Here is a 15,653-nt window from a genome sequence, read left to right on the forward strand (position 1 = left end):
CATCATGATCAGCCCCCTCCCCGGCGTCACCCCCACCAAACCCGGATCAGCCCAGAAACCCCTGCCCGGGATCAGCGCCCTCGTCGTCGACGAACAAGGCAACCCCGTCCCCCACGGCTCCGGCGGCTACCTCGTCCTCGACAAACCCTGGCCCGCCATGCTCCGCGGAATCTGGGGCGACCCCGACCGCTACCAGAACACCTACTGGACCAAATACACCAACCACGGCTACTACTTCGCAGGCGACGGCGCCAAATACGACCACGACGGCGACATCTGGCTACTCGGCCGCGTCGACGACGTCATGAACATCTCCGGACACCGCATCTCCACCACCGAAGTCGAATCCGCCCTCGTCTCCCACCCCACCATCGCCGAAGCCGCCGTCGTCGGCGCCACCGACCCCACCACCGGCCAAGGCATCGTCGCCTTCGTCATCCTCCGCGCCACCGCCACCCCCACCCCCGACACCATCACCACCCTCCGCGAACACGTCGCCACCCAAATCGGACCCATCGCCAAACCCCGCCAAATCCTCATCGTCAACGAACTCCCCAAAACCCGCAGCGGCAAAATCATGCGCCGACTCCTCCGCGACGTCGCAGAAAACCGCGAAATCGGCGACACCACCACCCTCGCCGACACCACCGTCATGGACCTCATCACCAACGGACTCAAAAACGCCCCAACCGAGGACTGAGCGGCGCGTCGGCGGCCTGGATCGGGGTCAGCGTGCCCTGCATGGCGAGAAGCCGGGCATGGGCACGGCGGCGCAGGAGGCTGGGGAAGTCCGCGGGCGGGTGCGAACGACCCGCCAACTCGGCCGCGGCCTGATAGACAACCGACTCCACGATCGGCGGAGCGATGGCCGGGTGGTCATCACCGAGCGCGGTCGACACGGCGTCCGCGATCGCGCGAAGTCCAGAGGCGGTAGTCAACCGGTCGGCGGCGTGCTTGGACATTCACACATAATCTCCTGTCAATGTGGTGTTCCGGTTGCCGCAACGTAACAACACTCCAGTCCTCTTCGGACTCTTCGACACCCGGAATCACCCCATAGGGCCCGGTCGGGTGACCCTTCACCCGACCGGGCCGCACCCGCCCCTCAACCGGCTGAATCGATTCGCTCAAGTGGCGGCTAGCCGGGAAGGGGAGAGACCGTTAGGTATGACCACCCACTTGGAGCACACCAACCACGACCACACCCACAGCGAGGACTGTGGCCACTTGGCCGTCCAACACGGCGACCACGTCGACTACGCCCACGACGGTCACCTGCACCGCCCCCACAACGGCCACTACGACGAATGCGAGCCCACCGAGCACACCCCCCACACCGCCCACGACCACCAGCACGGTGAGAACTGCGGCCACCCCGCCGTCCAACACGGCGACCACCTCGACTACCTCCACGACGGCCACCGCCACGCCCTCCACGGAGACCATTACGACGACCACTGACCCCCACGGCCCGCCGACGTCCCGAAGGCCTCCCCCTTCGGGACACATCGGCAGACACAAGCCCCCAACCACCCCTCCAGCCCACCCCCTGCTCACCAGGTGAACCCCGCCTGCCAAGCAGTCACCTTCCGCACCGACAGCCACCCCCGCCCCGTCCAGCCAAGCCACAAGCCGCACGGAGGCTCACCAGGTCCAAAGCAGGGTGGAAGGAGCACACCCGCCCCCCTGCCAGGCCGAACCGAGGCCCGCCCAGCGCTCGATGGGGTGGAGTGGTTTCTTCGGGGGTGAAGGAAGATCCCTAAACTTGCCGTGGTCGTGGGGCCGGAGGCTCCCCACCCGTCTTTCCCCGCGACGGGATCTTCCTTCGTAGGGGCCCCGAAGAAACCACTCCACCCCATCGAGCAACCCCACCCGACGCGCGATGCCCTGAGAGACGCTGGAACGACCCCGCGCGCGCGGGGAAGACACCCATTGACCTGGGAGTTTGTCAACAGAAACACCGTTTCTGATTCACGCTCTCCCGATCGGGCCGAGGCAGGCACCACCTCAAGCAGCAGCGGTCTCCGCGAACTGTGTCCGATACAGCTCCGTATACCGCCCACCTGCCGCCAGCAGGTCCTCGTGCGTCCCCCGCTCCACCACCCGGCCCGCCTCAACCACCAAGATCAGATCCGCGGCCCGGATCGTCGACAGCCGGTGAGCGATCACCAACGCCGTGCGCCCGGCCAACGCCTCCCCCAGCGCCTCCTGGACCGCCGCTTCCGAAGTCGAGTCCAGATGTGCCGTGGCTTCGTCCAGGATCACCACCCGCGGCCGCGCCAACAACAACCGCGCGATGGTCAGCCGCTGACGTTCACCACCCGACAACCGGTAGCCGCGCTCACCGACGATGGTGTCCAGGCCGTCCGGGAGTGACTGGACCAGGTCGGCGAGCCGGGCGCGGCGCAGGACGTCCCAGAGTTCGTCCTCAGTGGCGTCGGGCTGGGCGAGCAGCAGGTTCGCGCGGATCGACTCGTGGAACAGGTGTCCGTCCTGTGTGACCATGCCGAGGGTGTCCCGGATGGAGTCGGCGGAAAGCTCGCGGACGTCGACGCCTGCCAGTCGGATCGCGCCGGAGTCGACGTCGTAGAGCCGCGGCGCCAGTTGCGCGATGGTCGACTTGCCCGCCCCCGACGATCCGACCAGCGCCACCATCTGGCCTGGCTCCGCGCGGAAGGACACCTCGTGCAGCACCTCGACGCCGCCCCGGGTGTCGAGGACCGCGACCTCCTCCAGCGACGCCAGCGACACCTTGTCCGCCGACGGATACGCGAACCGCACCTTGTCGAACTCCACCGACACCGGGCCGTCGGGGACGGGGCGGGCGTCGGGGGCGTCGGTGATCAGCGGGCGCAGGTTCAGGATCTCGAAGACCCGCTCGAAGCTGACCAACGCGGTCATCACCTCGACACGGGCGCTGGCCAGCGCGGTCAGGGGCGCGTAGAGGCGGGTGAGCAGCAGGGCGAGGGACACCACCGCGCCGGGGTCAAGGCTGCCGGTGATGGCGAAGTACCCGCCGAGGCCGTAGACCAGGGCGAGCGCTAGCGCGGAGACCAGGGTCAGCGCGGTCACGAACACCCACTGCACCATGGCGGTCCGCACGCCGATATCGCGGACGCGGGAAGCCCGGGCGTGGAACTCGCGGGACTCGTCGGCCGGGCGGCCGAACAGCTTGACGAGGGTGGCGCCGGGCGCGGAGAAGCGCTCGGTCATCTGGGTGCTCATCGCCGCGTCGTGGTCGGCGGCTTCGCGTTCCATCCTGGCCAACCGGCTGCCCATCCGGCGCGCGGGAAGCACGAAGACCGGCAGCAGCACCAGCGCCAGCAGCGTGATCTGCCAAGAGATGCCGACCATGACCACCAGCGTCAACGCCAGGGTGACCAGGTTGCCGACGACTCCGGACAGTGTGTCGCTGAACGCGCGCTGCGCCCCGATCACATCGTTGTTGAGTCTGCTTACCAGCGCGCCGGTTCGCGTGCGCGTGAAGAACGCGATCGGCATCCGCTGGACGTGGTCGAACACCCTGGTGCGCAGGTCGAGGATCAGCCCCTCGCCGATGCTCGCCGAGAGCCACCGTCCGACCAGGCCGAGCCCGGCCTCCAGCACCGCGACGACCGCGATCACGCCCGCGAGGATGATCACGACGTTGGGGGCGCTGCGGTTGACGATCGCGTCCACCACGCGTCCGGCGAGCACCGGGGTGGCCACGGCCAGCGCGGACAGCACGACGCTCAGGATCAGGAACCGGACCAGCATGGGCTTGTGCGGGCGGGCGAACTCCCAGATCCGGCTGAGTGTGGCCCGGGAGAAGGCCCGCCGGTCCTCGTGGGCGTGCATCGAACTGTAGAGCGAATGCCACGCCGTCATCTGCATGTCCACGCTGGAGCCTCCGTGCTGTCGCGGTGTCCGGGCAACGGTAGGACTTCAACCATTCTCGAGGTCAAGGTATCGAGCAGAAACTGTCGGACCCTCCCCCTAGACTCCGGCCCGTGATCAAACCTCTCCGCGACTTCGGCGTCGGCTTCGGGCTGCTGCTGCGCGGGTTTCGGCTCGTCCTGGGCGACCGAGGCCTGCTGGCGCGCGGCGCGCTGCCCGCACTGGTGACCAGCGTGGTGCTGTTCGCCGCGCTGACCACGCTCGCGCTCACCGCGGACGACCTGGTCACCTGGGCCACCCCGTTCGCCGACGACTGGTCGCCGACCTGGCAGAACCTGCTGCGGATCGCGGTCGGCGTCTCGGTGGTCGTCGGCGCGGTCGCGGTGTCGCTGGTGCTGTTCACCGCGCTGACCTTGATCATCGGCGGGCCGTTCTACGAGAGCATCGCGGAGGAGGTGGAGGACAAGGTTCTCGGCGGCGTCCCGCAGGCGCGCCAGGTCGGGTGGGGTCGCGCGGCGTGGATCGGTTTACGGGACGCGGTGGCGCTGGTGCTGATCGCGGTGGCGTGGGCGATTCCGCTGTTCCTGGCCGGTTTCATCCCCGTGGCGGGCCAGACGGTGGTCCCGGTGCTGGCCGTGTGCGTCGGAGCGTGGCTGCTGGCGATCGAGATGACGGCTATCCCGTTCGTCCGGCGCGGCAAAGGCATCGGCGAGCGACGGCGGACCCTGCGGCGCAACCGGTCGATGACCTTGGGGTTCGCGATCCCGGTCTACCTCTTATGCCTGATCCCGTTGGCGGCGTTGGTCGTCTTCCCAGCGGCGATGGCGGGCGGCACCCTGCTCGCGCACCGGCTGATCCCACCGGAAACCGGCTGATCGGCGGGCTCTGCCTGATCCGGCTGGGCAGCGCCGGTCGTCTCCCGACGGCGACAGCGGGCACCCTGTTCACGCCGCTTGACACCACCGGAGGCAGATTGATCAGCAGCCATGCCTGAATCCGGGGCGGCACTGGCCGTCCTCCGGACAGCGATGGCGGGCGGCAGCGCGTCCGCGCACCGACTGACCGCCACCGCGCACCGGTCGATGACACTGGAGGCACGCTGATCGGCGATCATGCCTGACTCGTGGCGGTGCTGGCGTCCTCCCGGGGGCGATAGTGGGCGGCGGCGTGCCCGGGCACCGGTCGACCGACGGGACACGCGCTGATCGGCGGTGTCGCGGTGATCATCGGGCTGCTTCACTCGGGGGACGGCGACCTCAGGAGGCGATATGACCAGCCCCACCCTGCGAGCGATCACCGACCGAGCGGCGGCTTACGGCGCGGCGTGGAATGCGCACGACATTGACGGAATTCTCGATTTGCAGGCTCCGGACATGGTTTTCCATCTGCATGTCGAGGGCTTCGCGGAGGTGCGGGGCGCTGAGGCGCTGCGGGAGTTGTTCGGGTTCTTCTTCGCCGCCCTGCCCGATTACCACGCCGGTCTTCGCCGCGCCCATCTCCGCGACAGCCTGGTCATTTTGGAGTATGACATCACCGCGACGTTGGCCCAGCCGTTTCCCGTGGGTGTGGAGGTCGGCGTCCCCACCGGAAACCCGATGCGGGTGGCGGCCGTCGACGTGCTGCACTGCCCTGATGGCGGCCCGTTCACCCGCAAAGACACCTATGTCGACGGTTTCGCCCTGCGGCGCGGCCTTGGCCTGTAGCCGCGCGTTTCGGACGTGCGTCCGTACCAAGTGGGCTTGGCGTCGGTGGCCGAGGCTCGCGGTCGACCGGGTTCGGACGGCGCTGTCTCCGCCAGCCGAAAACAGGTGGTGGCGCGGGCAGTTCGACATCTACTGACCGTGGACAGGCGCGAGGTGGAGCGGACCACTCGTTGGGAAAGCGATCGGTGCGCGGGGGCGGGAAAAGGGTCAGGGTTTGCGGGCGACGCCGCCTAAGGCGGTCCAGTGGACTGGGCGCAGGGGGGCCATTCTGGGACCGTCCGGCCACCACTCGTGGAGGTGGACCAAGCCGGGGGGGACCATTTCCAGGCCGTCGAAGTAGTTTTCGAGTGTGGAGAGTTCCCGGTGGACGAGAGCCACCTTGGTGCCCGCGAAGGCCGCCTCCAAGTCCCGGACCAGGACAGTGCGTTCGCCGCCGTCCGCCGGGACGAGCTGGTGGCTGAATATCAAGTACGAGCCGGAGGGAACAGCGTCTACCCAGCTGCGGACGGTGGCGTGGGCCTGGGCGTCGTCCAGGATGTGGTGGATGATCCCGGTCATCATCACCGTGACCGGCCGGGTGAAGTCGATGCGCCTGCTGATCTCCGGGTCCGCCACCGCGCGGGCGGCGTCGGTGAAGTCGACGTCGACGATGTGGGTGTGGTCGTTCTCCTCGAGCACGGCGCGGCCATGGGCCAGGACCACCGGGTCGGTGTCGACGTAGACGACGCGGGCGTCGGGGCGGTGGCGTTGGACGATCTGGTGGGTGTTGTCGTTGGTGGGCAGGCCGGAGCCCAAGTCGAGGAACTGGTCCATGTGGCGCTGGACAGCCAGCATCCGCAGCGCCCGGCCGACCCACGCGCGGTGGTCCTTGACCAACTGCTTGATCCCAGGGGCGATCCGCTCCACGCGCTGGACCACTTCCCGGTCGGCCGGGTAGTTGTCCCGGCCGTCGAGGAAGGCGTCGATCAGGCGGGCCTGGTTGGGGGTGTCGAAGTCGAGCGCCGTCACCTGGGGGACCTCATCCCAGCAGGACCGGTCGGCACGGGGCATGTGCGGCTCCACAAACGACGAATGACAACGGACAGTGAACAGACTAGGACATGGGGTGGTCTCGCTGTACAGGCCCCGCCGCAAGCCGTACCCGGACGGCGCTAAGGCAGGAGCCCGCCGAGTTCACCCAGTTCGGGGACGGTTGGCGGGTTTGCGCCAGGTCTCGAACAGGTGATCGCGGCGACGGCGTTCGCGAAGCCCAGCGCGGCCTCCAGCGCCTCCACTCCGAGGTCGCGCGGGAAATCGCCGCCGAGCACGCCCGCCCGGGAAAGCCAGCAGAGCAAACCGGCGGTGAACGCGTCACCCGCCCCGACCGTGTCCACGACCGCCACCGGCGGGCCGGGCCGGGTCGCGGCCGCGGCGAGGGTGACGGCATGGGCGCCCCGTGCACCGAGAGTGACCACGACGAGATCCGGGCCGAGGCCCAGCCAGGCGGCGGCGCGCTCAGCGGGCGCGTCGCCCGGGTAGAGCCAGGCCAGGTCCTCTTCGCTGACCTTCACCACGTGCGCCAAGGCGACCTGGCGCTCGACGCGCTCGCGTTCCCGCTCGGCCGGGCCCGCCAGCGACGGCCGGATGTTCGGGTCGTAGGAGACCGCGAGACCGGCCGCGCGGGCCTGCGCCATGGCCGCCTCGACCACCGCGGCGCCGGGCGCGAGCAGCGTGGCCAGCGACCCGGTGTGCAGACATCGGGCGCCCGCGAGCGGGGGCGCCGCGCGGATGTCCCAGGCGATCCGGAAGTCGTAGCGGGCCACGCCGTGCTCGTCGGTGGCGGCGAAGGCGACGCTGGTGTCGGCGGTGTCGGCGGGCAGGTCGCGCACCTCGACGCCGGACGCGGTCAGGTGGTCGCGGACCATCCGGCCGAACAGGTCGTCGCCCAGGCGGGTGCCGAGGACGGCGGGCAGGCCGAGCCGGGCGAGGCCGAGCGCCACGTTGGCGGGGCTGCCGCCGGGATGGGCGGTGAACACCCGGCCGTCGTCACCGCCCGCGATGAGATCGGTGAGGGCCTCGCCGACAACCACGATCATCCGACGCTCCCAGGCCGCCCGTCAGTCCCGCGCCAGCCTGCCACAGCGCGGCGCGGGAACCGCAGCACCCGGACAACACCGACACCCGCTTGACACCTACTCGTTGGAAACCTCCCAGCGAGGAAACGCGGCAGTTGGGTGCCAGGCCGCAGGCAACCGACACCCGGCAGACCAGGCGGCCAAGCAGCCTGGCCGTTGGGCGATTCGGCTGCTCCGCAGCCCGATGGCTCGGCAACCAGGAGCGGGACAGCCAACAACCTGGCGGCTAGGCGACCCGGCCGCTGAGCAACCTGACGATCTGGTGGCTAGGGGCCCGGTGGCGGGGCACTCAGGCAACCCGCAAGCTGGGCGAGCGGGCAGCTAGGCGGCTGGGCGATCTGGCAATTGAGCTGCCCGACGGCTGGACACCCAACCAATCCACCAGCGGAACACCCGGCAACTAGCCGACCCAACAGAACAGCCACACAACCCGGCAACCCCGGCGACTAGGCGAGCTGACGGCGGACACCCCGCTGAGCGACTTGGCAACCGGGCACACACAGCAGCGGGGAAACAGGCACCTAGCCACCCCCGGTCGCCCGAGCAAGCCCGGGTAGCTAACCGAGCCGACGGCGGGGCCGGATGGCGGCTGGGCGAGCGGACAGTGGCTCAGCCTGGAAACGGGAGCGGAAGCTGGGCGATGCCGTCGGCATCGACGGCGGCGGCTCTGGCCGAGGCCGACGACAGGCAGTGCGCGCAGTTCACCGGCTCGGCGACCGCGTGCAACTCGCCCGCGCCCGCGCCGGACCAGCCCTGGCCGCAGGCGGGTGAGGGCAGTGCCAGGCCCGCGACCCACGGCGTCATCCGCACCGCGTGGACCACCGCCGAGCGGCGCACGCGCAGGTTCCGGTCGGCGAAACGGGTCGACTCCTGGCGGGCCACCGAGGTCAAGCCTGCCAACAACGGGTCCTGGTTCACGCCCCCAGCATGCCCGAGGGCACCGACAGCCCAAACACGCCATCCCGGCGATTTGCCTGAACCTGGAAATCACAACAGTGGCACGAAAACATCACAGCGCGTCCGACAACGGGACCGCGTGTCATCCCCCGGTCAGCCGAGTCGTTGGGCCACGCGCGGCGGGATTCCGCGTCCCACTGCTCGCCCGGGTGGGTCTGATCGGCTGGTCGAGATATCGGACGTGGGAATTACCGGCCGGATTCCCTGTTTGGCCGGGCACTTGATGTGGTCGACGCGGACAGGTCACCATTCGCGGTGACGGCTGCTTTGGGGGGAGGCATTTTGACACGCGCCCGGTTTTCCTTGTTCCTGTGCGTCATGGTCGCGATAGCCGTTGTGCTGTCGCCGAGCGGAAATGCCGTGAGCGGGGAGCGCGGCAGCGCCGAATACCACGTCTCCGGCGTCCGGACCGTCGAGCAGCGGACCGCTATCGCGGGCACCGGCGCGGTGATCAACGCCGTCGAGGACAGCCGCACGCTGATCAGCGCGACGCCCGCCGAGGTGGCGCGGATCAGGGAGTTGGGGTTCACGGTGGTCGCCGAGCCCATTGCCGCCGCAGGGCCGGGAAACGCCCGGGATTTCCCGGCGGCTGACTCGCTTTTCCACAACTACGAAGAGATGGTGTCGGCGGTGGACCAAGCCGTCGCGGCCCATCCTGGGATCGTCGTGAAACAGGTGATCGGGAAGTCCCATGAGGGCCGCGACCTGATCGCGGTCAAGATCTCGGACAACGCAGCGGCCGACGAGACGGAACCGGAGGTGCTGTTCACCCACCACCAGCACGCCCGCGAGCACATCACCGTGGAGATGGCGCTCTACCTGATCACCATGCTCACCGCGGACTACGCGACCGATCCGCACGTCAAAAGCCTCGTCGACGGACGGGAAATCTGGATTCTGCCCGACATCAACCCCGACGGCGGCGAGTTCGACATCAGCACCGGCGCCTACCAGGGCTGGCGCAAGAACCGGCAGCCCAACGCGGGCTCGACGCATATCGGCACCGATCTCAACCGCAACTGGGACTACAAATGGGGCTGCTGCAACGGCTCGTCGGCCGCCCCGGACTCCGGGACCTACCGCGGCCCGGCGGCGGGGTCGGCGCCGGAGGTGGCCGCGGTGGGCGCGTTCGTCAGGAGCCGGGTGGTCGGCGGCAAGCAGCAGATCACCGCGGCGATCGACTTCCACTCCTACAGCGAACTGGTGCTCTGGCCGTTCGGGTGGACCTCGGAGCAGGTCGTGCCCGGGATGACCCGGCAGGAGTACGACACGTTCGCCGCGCTGGGCCGGGCGATGGCGCAGACCAACGGCTACACCGCCGAGCAGTCGTCCGCGCTGTACGTGACCGACGGCGCGATCGACGACTACCTGTGGGGAACGCAGAGGATCTACGCCTACACCTTCGAGATGTTCCCCGCGACCGCGGGCGACGGCGGCTTCTACCCGCCCGACGAGGCCATCGCGCGGGAGACGGCGCGCAACCGGGCCGCCGTCCTGCACCTGCTCGACTACGCCGACTGCCCGCCCCGAGTGATCGGCGCGGCCTGCGGCTAGACAGGACCAGAGCTAGATCTGCTGCTCGGGCTCGGGCTCGTCGGGCAGCCGCCAGGCGTGCATGGTGATCTCCATCAGGAAGCGCTGCTCGGGGTCGTTGAGGCGGTCGCCGAGGAGTTCTTCGATCTGGTTCATGCGGTAGCGGACCGTCTGCGGGTGCACGGCGAGGCGGGACGCGGTCTCGTTGATGTCGCCGCGGGTGTGCAGCCAGGTGCGCAGGGTGCCCGCCACGCGGTCGCGCTGCTTGTCGGTGAGGTCGGCGAAGGCCTCGCGAATCGGCTGGGCCACGTGCGAGACCAGGGACTCGTCGGCGAACATCAGCAGGGTGGAGAGGTTGCGGTCGCAGTGGGTGACGGCGACCTCTGGCAGGACGCCGCGGTGCACCAGCGACAGCGCCTGCCGGGCGAGCTTCTGGGAGCGGTGCGCGTCGGTCAGCGGCACGGTCGGGCCCACCGCGGCGAGCCTGCCCTGCAACTCCGCCTCCAGGGCGGCAAGCTGCGTGGCGGGATCGGGCAAGACCAGGCAGGGGTCGCCGCTCTCCAGGTCGATCAGGACGTCCTTGCCCAGCGACGGGACCGGCAGGTGGTGCTGGTCGGCGCGGTACTCCAGGACGACGACGGCGACCTCGGCGGGCACCGGCCAGTCGGCCGCCGCGGCCAGGTCGACCAGGGACTGGCTGGTGGCGGGCGGGTCGGAGAGGATGAGCTTGAGCAGCTGCCTGCGGCGGCGCTCGTAGGAGCCGGTGGCCTGCGCCTGGGCCTCGGTGTACCCGGCGACGGCGACCACGCACATGTCGTCGACGTAGGCGAAGATCGCCTCGGCGACGGTGAGCAGGGTGTCCGCGGGGATGCCCAGTTCCTGCCCGGCCTTGCTGACGTGCCGCCACACCGCGCGGGCGCCGACGCGGACGGCGGTCTGCAGCGAGTCCATGGTGCGGCCCTCGCCGAACTCGACGCGGCCCGCGTAGCGGAACATCGCGAGCCAGTCGTCGCGGGGCGCGGACGGGTTGGCGATGAACTCGAAGCACTGCATGATGGCCGACTGCACGCTGCCGACCAGGACCTCGCGGAACTTGCCCTCCAGCGGCTGCCGGTACGCCGGGACCGCGTCTTGGATGGCCTCGACGGCGTCCTGGACCAGGGTCCCGGCCAGCGGGCGCATCCGCTCGGCCAGCTCGGGCACGACCGAGGCCCAGATGGGCAGCGCCGTGACCCCCGGGGTCGGCAGCGGCGCGTCGTGACCGCCGTCGCGCGCCGGTCCACCCAGGTGTGTCACCGCCATCTCGACCTCCATCCGCCCGTAACGGCACCCCCCGCATGGCACGGCGCGAATTGTGCTCCCCGAAACAGTAAAGACCCTGGTTGTGGACTGTCAATCGAAGGCGCCGACCGCCCCGAACCCGAGATATTTTCCCAACTCGGCGGCGGCCCGGGCGCGCTGCATCTTGTCGACCAACCTCAAGGAAGCCCTCCGGAACCTGTTCGGAAACGCACAGTTCTGGTCGGCGAGAGTAAAGACCAGGCTGTCGTTATACGATCGCGGAAAAGCAGAGGGAAAGGTCGGCCATGGGCATTTCGGCGCGCGAAGCGACCCTGCACGGTCGCCGGGTCGGCTTCCTGCACTACACCCCGGCCGACCCGGGCGCGGACACCGACCCCGTGGTGCTGCTGCACGGGCTCGCGGGCACCAACGCCACCTGGAAGCCGTTCCTGGCCGAGGTGGAGCGCCGCGGCGCCGACCGCGAGGTCATCGCCATCGACCTGCCCGGCCACGGCCGCTCCGAGCCGCCGAACGGCGACTACTCGATCGGCTCTTACGCCAACACCGTGCGCGACTTGGTCGTCCTTCTGGGACACAAGCACACCACGCTCGTCGGGCACTCCCTCGGCGGCGGTGTCGCGCTCCAGTTCTCTTACCAGTTCCCGCACATGTGCGGGCGGCTCGTGCTGGTCGACAGCGGAGGCCTCGGTCCTGAGGTCACCGCGGCGATACGGGCGGCCAACCTGCCGGGGACCTCGCTGGCGCTGCCGCTGATCGTGAACCGGGCGACGGTCTCGGTGGCGCGGACGCTGGCGGGCCTGAGCGGGCACAAGCGGGTGGAGGCGCTGGAGGTCGTGGCGCACTTCGCGACGCTGGCCGACCGGGCGGCGCGGGAGTCGTTCGTGCGGACCGTGCGCGCCTCGGTGGGCCTGCTGCGCCAGCGCGCCAGCGCCAGCGACCGGCTCTACCTGGCCGAAGAGGTGCCCTCGCTGCTCGTGTGGGGCAGCCGCGACCGGATCATCCCGGTCAAGCACGGCCACCAGGCGGCCGAGCTGATCCCGGGGGCCAGGCTCGCGGTGCTCGACGGCGTGGGCCACTTCCCGCACGTGGCGCGGCCGGACTGGTTCGCCGACGTGCTGTGGGACTTCCTGGACACGACCAAGGGCGCCCGGATCGACATCGAACGGCTCGCCGAGCGGCTGACCGTCGCGTGAGGACGGTCGCGGCTCCCGGCTTCGTGGCTCGGCGTCACGGGGCAGTGACCGGGAGCCGACACTGATGGGTCGCGGGAAAGCGACGGCCGGGCGGGGGTCCGTCGCTTGAGGACGGTCGGTCAGGGCGCGGCGCAGCGGCGCAGGGCGAGCTCGGCGAGGATGGCGGCCCCGTCGGGCAGGACGGCGTCGTCGAACACGGCCAGGGGCGAGTGGTTGTCGGTCGCGCCGTCGCCCGCGCCGAGCAGGACGAAGGCGCCGGGGACTTCGCGCAGGACGCGGGAGAAGTCCTCGCCGCCGGGGAGCGGGTCGGCCAACTCCTGGTAGCGGTGCTCGCCCAGGACGTCGGTGACCGTGTCGGCGACGAACGCCGTTTCGGCCGGGTCGTTGACCGTCATGGGGTAGCCGTCGATGTACTCGACCTCGGTTCGCAGGCCGTGTGCTGCCGGGATGCCCTCGATCAGGGAGAGGACGGCTTTCTTGATCCGCGCTCTGGTTTCCGTGGAGAACGTGCGCAGGGTCGCCTCGAAGCAGGCGGTGTCGGGGATGACGTTGCCCCGCGTGCCCGCGTGGAACGCGCCCACGGTCAGGACGACGGGGTCGAAGATGTCGCTCTGGCGGGTGACCAGAGTCTGCAGGGCGGTGACGACCTCGCAGGCCACCGGGATCGGGTCTTGGGCGCGGTGCGGCCGGGAGCCGTGGCCGCCCGCGCCGACGACGGTGACGCGGAGACCGTCGGAGGCGGCCATCGTCGTGCCCGCGCGGGCGGTGAACACGCCGTGCGGCGCGCCCGCGGTGAACACGTGCAACGCGTAAGCGGCGGCAGGCCGTCTGCCCGCCGCGTCCAGCACGCCTTCGGCGATCATGGCCGCCGCGCCTTCCCAGCCCTCTTCGCCGGGCTGGAACATGAAGACGACGTCACCGGCGAGGGTGTCCCGCCGGGCGGCGAGCAGGCGGGCGGCGCCGACGAGCATGGCGGTGTGCAGGTCGTGGCCGCAGGCGTGCATCGCACCATCCACTTGGGACGCGTAGGCGAGCCCGGTGCGCTCGGTGACCGGCAGGGCGTCCATGTCGCCGCGCAGCAGCACCACCGGTCCGGGTCGGCCGCCGCGCAGGACGGCGGTCACCGAGGTGAGCGCGTCGCCGGTGGTGATCTCCAGGGGCAGGCCGTCGAGCGCGGCGAGGACTTTCTCCTGGGTGCGCGGCAGGTCTAGGCCGATCTCCGGCTCGGCGTGCAGCCGCCTGCGCAGCCGAACCAGGTCGTCGGCGAGCGCGGCGGCGTCGGCGCGCACTGACACGGCGGTCACATCCCGCGCACGAACGCCGCCCAGTGCTCGGCGGCGAAGAACAGCACGGCTTCGCTGCCCCTGCCGCGCGAACTCTTCCGCCAGACCACGCGGGTCGAATCGGCACTCCGCATCGGAGCCTCCCTCGTTCGGCCACTTCCGGTGATGGTCCTCGGCGGGGCGCGGTGGCGCCAGTGACCGAATGGGTGCGGATGCGGAAGCCCGCTCCTCGCGCGGTGGAGACGGGCCGCGGCATCTTCTCGTCGAAAAGCCTGGTTGCTGATCCAAACCACGCGCGAAAGCGCGACAGCGGTGAAGATCGCGGTTTGGCGACTCGATCCGGCGACTTCGCGGATCACATGGCGACAGAGGGCCGACCACGGTCCGTGGCTGTTTCCGATCGGTCACCTCAGCGGGGCCCATCGCACTGATGCCCGCGTGGCTCCAGCCCACCTCGGGAATGAACGCTGGAGATCGGCCAGAAGATCACCGAGCGGCGCGGCGAACTCGCGCTCACAGGCTGATATCGACACCGCCCCGCGCTCCGAACGAGTCGGGGCGCGGGGCGGTCTCGGCGGCGGTTGTCCGGCGGAGAGGGCTCCTGGGAAATCAGGCGGGCAGGCCCAGGCCCTTGGCCAGGACGGGCCAGGAGTTCTTGAGTTCGCGTTCCCAGTAGGGCCAGCTGTGGGTGCCCTTGCCGTAGTAGTTCACGGTCACGGGGATGCCCTTCTTGCGCAGCTTGTCGGTGAAGCTCTTGGACGACTGCAAGGACACCGGCTCGATCAGGTCGAACGCGCCCGCCTTGTCCAGCGGGCCCGCGCTGCCGTCGCCGCAGGAGACGTAGAGGCCGATGCCGCGGAAGGCCTCGACGTTGTCGTAGGGGTTGCGGGAGGTCCAAATGCTGCGCTGGAGGTACTCGTTGCCCCACAGGGCGTAGAACAGCAGGCCCTCACTCACCACAATGCCGTTGATGAACTGCGGCACGCCCCACAGCATGGTGTTCGGGATGCCGCTGTAGCTCGCCGCCGCCCGGAACAGGCCCGGGTGGCGGAACGTGTAGGCCAGGGCGCCGTAGCCGCCGATGGACAGGCCCGCCCCGACGCGGACGTCGTTCGCGCGGTAGCCGCGTTCGACGATCTGCTTGACCTCCTTGGTGTGGAAGGTCTCCCAGTCGGGCTTGTTGGCGCCGCCGAAGTTCCACCACGAGGTGTACATGCCGACCTGGCCGTCGGTCGGCATGACGACCAGGACGTCCTTGTTGGCGGTGAACTCCTCGACGTCGGTGAAGTGGGTCCAGGACTGGTAGTCCTTGTCCTCGCAGCAGCCGTGCAGCAGCCACAGCGACGGCCAGGTGCGGGTGGGCTGCGCGTCCCAGTTGGACGGCAGGAGCAGGCGGACCTTCCCGTTGAAGCCCAGCGCCGGGGAGGCGATGTCCAAGTCGACGGTTCTCGCGTCGATGCGGGTCTCGCTGACGACTCTGGCGCCGTCGTCCGCGGTGATGCCGACCGCGGAGGGCGCGGCCTGGGCACTCGGGATGGTCAGGGGGACGGCCACCGCGGCGGCGACGGCGAAGCCCGCGACCCAACGGGTGACGGGGCGTAAACGGGTCATGCGGACCTCCGGGATCACAGCTTCGTGGTGCACAGTTCTTACTTCACGGCTTGGCACTGCACAAGGTCGGGTCTCACAACG

At 69.9% G+C, this 15,653-nt stretch carries 14 protein-coding genes; 6 read left to right on the forward strand and 8 right to left on the reverse strand.

All coding sequences use genetic code 11. The features are described from left to right. Window positions 1–700: AMP-binding enzyme (locus BLS56_RS29765; protein ID WP_139191076.1), on the forward strand; the 700-nt coding region annotated here is incomplete at its 5' end. Here the strand turns inward: BLS56_RS29765 and BLS56_RS29770 are convergent. Beyond that, window positions 675–962 carry a hypothetical protein gene (locus BLS56_RS29770; protein WP_091457816.1) on the reverse strand — a complete coding sequence of 96 codons (288 nt, stop codon included), beginning with the start codon at window positions 960–962 and terminating at the stop codon, window positions 675–677. The genes BLS56_RS29765 and BLS56_RS29770 overlap by 26 nt on opposite strands. Before the next feature lie 205 nt (window positions 963–1,167). On the opposite strand from BLS56_RS29770, the gene BLS56_RS31870 reads away from it, so the two are divergent. Then, window positions 1,168–1,461, forward strand: coding sequence for a hypothetical protein (locus tag BLS56_RS31870; RefSeq protein ID WP_091457819.1), 294 nt, complete (start codon window positions 1,168–1,170; stop codon window positions 1,459–1,461). 546 nt (window positions 1,462–2,007) lie between these two features. Here the strand turns inward: BLS56_RS31870 and BLS56_RS29780 are convergent. Continuing rightward, the gene (locus BLS56_RS29780; protein ID WP_228772048.1) at window positions 2,008–3,873 is read right to left on the reverse strand and encodes an ABC transporter ATP-binding protein; all 1,866 of its coding nucleotides are present in this window, start codon (window positions 3,871–3,873) and stop codon (window positions 2,008–2,010) included. A gap of 116 nt (window positions 3,874–3,989) precedes the next feature. On the opposite strand from BLS56_RS29780, the gene BLS56_RS29785 reads away from it, so the two are divergent. Further along, on the forward strand, window positions 3,990–4,751 hold the full coding sequence (locus BLS56_RS29785; protein ID WP_091457821.1) for an EI24 domain-containing protein: 762 nt from the start codon (window positions 3,990–3,992) through the stop codon (window positions 4,749–4,751). A gap of 393 nt (window positions 4,752–5,144) precedes the next feature. Next, a complete protein-coding gene (locus BLS56_RS29790) occupies window positions 5,145–5,579 on the forward strand; it encodes a nuclear transport factor 2 family protein (RefSeq protein WP_091457824.1) in 435 nt (144 codons plus the stop codon). 207 nt (window positions 5,580–5,786) lie between these two features. Here the strand turns inward: BLS56_RS29790 and BLS56_RS29795 are convergent, their stop codons facing one another. From BLS56_RS29795 to BLS56_RS29805, 3 genes are all read right to left on the reverse strand, one after another. Beyond that, window positions 5,787–6,629, reverse strand: coding sequence for an SAM-dependent methyltransferase (locus BLS56_RS29795; RefSeq protein WP_091457827.1), 843 nt, complete (start codon window positions 6,627–6,629; stop codon window positions 5,787–5,789). Between the two features lie 101 nt (window positions 6,630–6,730). Further along, window positions 6,731–7,654 carry a carbohydrate kinase family protein gene (locus BLS56_RS29800; protein ID WP_091457830.1) on the reverse strand — a complete coding sequence of 308 codons (924 nt, stop codon included), beginning with the start codon at window positions 7,652–7,654 and terminating at the stop codon, window positions 6,731–6,733. A 648-nt stretch (window positions 7,655–8,302) separates the two neighbouring features. Beyond that, the gene (locus BLS56_RS29805) at window positions 8,303–8,611 is read right to left on the reverse strand and encodes a hypothetical protein (protein WP_139191077.1); all 309 of its coding nucleotides are present in this window, start codon (window positions 8,609–8,611) and stop codon (window positions 8,303–8,305) included. A 399-nt stretch (window positions 8,612–9,010) separates the two neighbouring features. Here BLS56_RS29805 and BLS56_RS29810 point away from each other — a divergent pair, with 399 nt between their 5' ends. Continuing rightward, the gene (locus BLS56_RS29810) at window positions 9,011–10,204 is read left to right on the forward strand and encodes a M14 family metallopeptidase (protein ID WP_228772046.1); all 1,194 of its coding nucleotides are present in this window, start codon (window positions 9,011–9,013) and stop codon (window positions 10,202–10,204) included. A 12-nt stretch (window positions 10,205–10,216) separates the two neighbouring features. Here the strand turns inward: BLS56_RS29810 and BLS56_RS29815 are convergent, their stop codons facing one another. After that, entirely contained in the window at window positions 10,217–11,485 is a 1,269-nt protein-coding gene (locus BLS56_RS29815) for a PucR family transcriptional regulator (RefSeq protein ID WP_139191078.1), read from the reverse strand. Window positions 11,486–11,769: 284 nt separating this feature from the next. On the opposite strand from BLS56_RS29815, the gene BLS56_RS29820 reads away from it, so the two are divergent. Continuing rightward, window positions 11,770–12,678 carry an alpha/beta fold hydrolase gene (locus BLS56_RS29820; RefSeq protein ID WP_091457837.1) on the forward strand — a complete coding sequence of 303 codons (909 nt, stop codon included), beginning with the start codon at window positions 11,770–11,772 and terminating at the stop codon, window positions 12,676–12,678. 119 nt (window positions 12,679–12,797) lie between these two features. Here the strand turns inward: BLS56_RS29820 and BLS56_RS29825 are convergent, their stop codons facing one another. Together BLS56_RS29825 and BLS56_RS29830 are read right to left on the reverse strand one after the other, a co-directional pair. After that, the gene (locus BLS56_RS29825; RefSeq protein WP_091457866.1) at window positions 12,798–13,973 is read right to left on the reverse strand and encodes a M20 metallopeptidase family protein; all 1,176 of its coding nucleotides are present in this window, start codon (window positions 13,971–13,973) and stop codon (window positions 12,798–12,800) included. Between the two features lie 597 nt (window positions 13,974–14,570). Further along, entirely contained in the window at window positions 14,571–15,572 is a 1,002-nt protein-coding gene (locus BLS56_RS29830) for an alpha/beta hydrolase (protein WP_091457867.1), read from the reverse strand. Window positions 15,573–15,653: the final 81 nt, after the last annotated feature.

Source organism: Actinokineospora iranica (genome assembly GCF_900101685.1).
Classification (GTDB): Bacteria; Actinomycetota; Actinomycetes; order Mycobacteriales; family Pseudonocardiaceae; genus Actinokineospora; species Actinokineospora iranica.

Coding starts and splice junctions, on each gene's coding strand:
- BLS56_RS29770 (WP_091457816.1), bottom strand. CDS start 962: ATGTCCAAGCACGCCGCCGACCGGTTGACTACCGCCTCTGGACTTCGC.
- BLS56_RS31870 (WP_091457819.1), top strand. CDS start 1,168: ATGACCACCCACTTGGAGCACACCAACCACGACCACACCCACAGCGAG.
- BLS56_RS29780 (WP_228772048.1), bottom strand. CDS start 3,873: ATGCAGATGACGGCGTGGCATTCGCTCTACAGTTCGATGCACGCCCAC.
- BLS56_RS29790 (WP_091457824.1), top strand. CDS start 5,145: ATGACCAGCCCCACCCTGCGAGCGATCACCGACCGAGCGGCGGCTTAC.
- BLS56_RS29795 (WP_091457827.1), bottom strand. CDS start 6,629: ATGCCCCGTGCCGACCGGTCCTGCTGGGATGAGGTCCCCCAGGTGACG.
- BLS56_RS29800 (WP_091457830.1), bottom strand. CDS start 7,654: ATGATCGTGGTTGTCGGCGAGGCCCTCACCGATCTCATCGCGGGCGGT.
- BLS56_RS29815 (WP_139191078.1), bottom strand. CDS start 11,485: ATGGCGGTGACACACCTGGGTGGACCGGCGCGCGACGGCGGTCACGAC.
- BLS56_RS29820 (WP_091457837.1), top strand. CDS start 11,770: ATGGGCATTTCGGCGCGCGAAGCGACCCTGCACGGTCGCCGGGTCGGC.
- BLS56_RS29830 (WP_091457867.1), bottom strand. CDS start 15,572: ATGACCCGTTTACGCCCCGTCACCCGTTGGGTCGCGGGCTTCGCCGTC.